Raw genomic sequence first — 878 nt, 5'->3', positions numbered from 1 at the left:
GACGTTTACCACGGAGTGGTCAATGACTGGGGTGAAGTCGTAACAAGGTAGCCCTAGGGGAACCTGGGGCTGGATCACCTCCTTAAACGATAGAAGGCTTGGTGAGCGTTCACACAAATTATCTGATATCTGTAGTTTAGAGTGTCGTAGTCTGGACCGGGTCTGTAGCTCAGTTGGTTAGAGCGCACCCCTGATAAGGGTGAGGTCGGCCGTTCAAATCGGCCCAGACCCACCAAGTTTTCTTATAACTTTGTTATGATGTCACTCGCATAGTGAACTATGCGTCGCAACATCATGCCGCGTTCTAAGACAACCTTGGTAAGGTTAATAATAAGTTTTAAGTCTTTTAAAACTGGGATCTGCACACGATATGGGGCTATAGCTCAGCTGGGAGAGCGCCTGCTTTGCACGCAGGAGGTCTGCGGTTCGATCCCGCATAGCTCCACCATATCGGTGATCATACAATACGACAAACAAAGCCTTAAGCAAGATGCTTGGACAGTTAATCGAGAAGGGAAATTATTTTCCAATCGGTATCGACTGAGGATTCCTAGTCTCTGACTTAGTGCTTTGCACTAAACTTGCTCTTTAACAATTCGAATTTTGAAATAGACGATAATCAAGCGTCAAACCGGTGGATTGCACTTTTCTCATCTTATTTCCTTCTGATGAGAGGGTGACGATCTAATATCGTAAATCCAGAGAGAGACAAAAGCTCTTTGGTATGTGACTTAAGTAGAGAGCGAAGGTAACTTCACTCTAAAAACTACTTTGGGTTATATGGTCAAGTGACCAAGCGTGCACGGTGGATGCCTTGGCAGTCAGAGGCGATGAAGGACGTGGTAATCTGCGAAAAGCTCGGGGGAGTTGATAAACAA

The 878-nt window shown here is 45.7% G+C and carries 2 tRNA genes and 2 rRNA genes; all 4 read left to right on the top strand.

The window, feature by feature from the left end:
- A 16S ribosomal RNA gene (locus tag MSP8886_RS21790) occupies positions 1 to 85 on the top strand; the annotation flags it as partial.
- Between the two features lie 73 nt (positions 86 to 158).
- Positions 159 to 235: transfer RNA gene (locus MSP8886_RS21785), tRNA-Ile, on the top strand.
- Between the two features lie 137 nt (positions 236 to 372).
- A tRNA-Ala gene (locus MSP8886_RS21780) sits at positions 373 to 448 on the top strand.
- A 334-nt stretch (positions 449 to 782) separates the two neighbouring features.
- Positions 783 to 878: ribosomal RNA gene (locus tag MSP8886_RS21775) — 23S ribosomal RNA — on the top strand; the annotation flags it as partial.

It is taken from the genome of Marinomonas spartinae (assembly GCF_900089775.1).
GTDB classification, from domain to species: domain Bacteria; phylum Pseudomonadota; class Gammaproteobacteria; order Pseudomonadales; family Marinomonadaceae; genus Marinomonas; species Marinomonas spartinae.
Note: the sequence above shows the minus strand (reverse complement) of the source record. Positions and strands in the feature narration are given on the sequence as shown.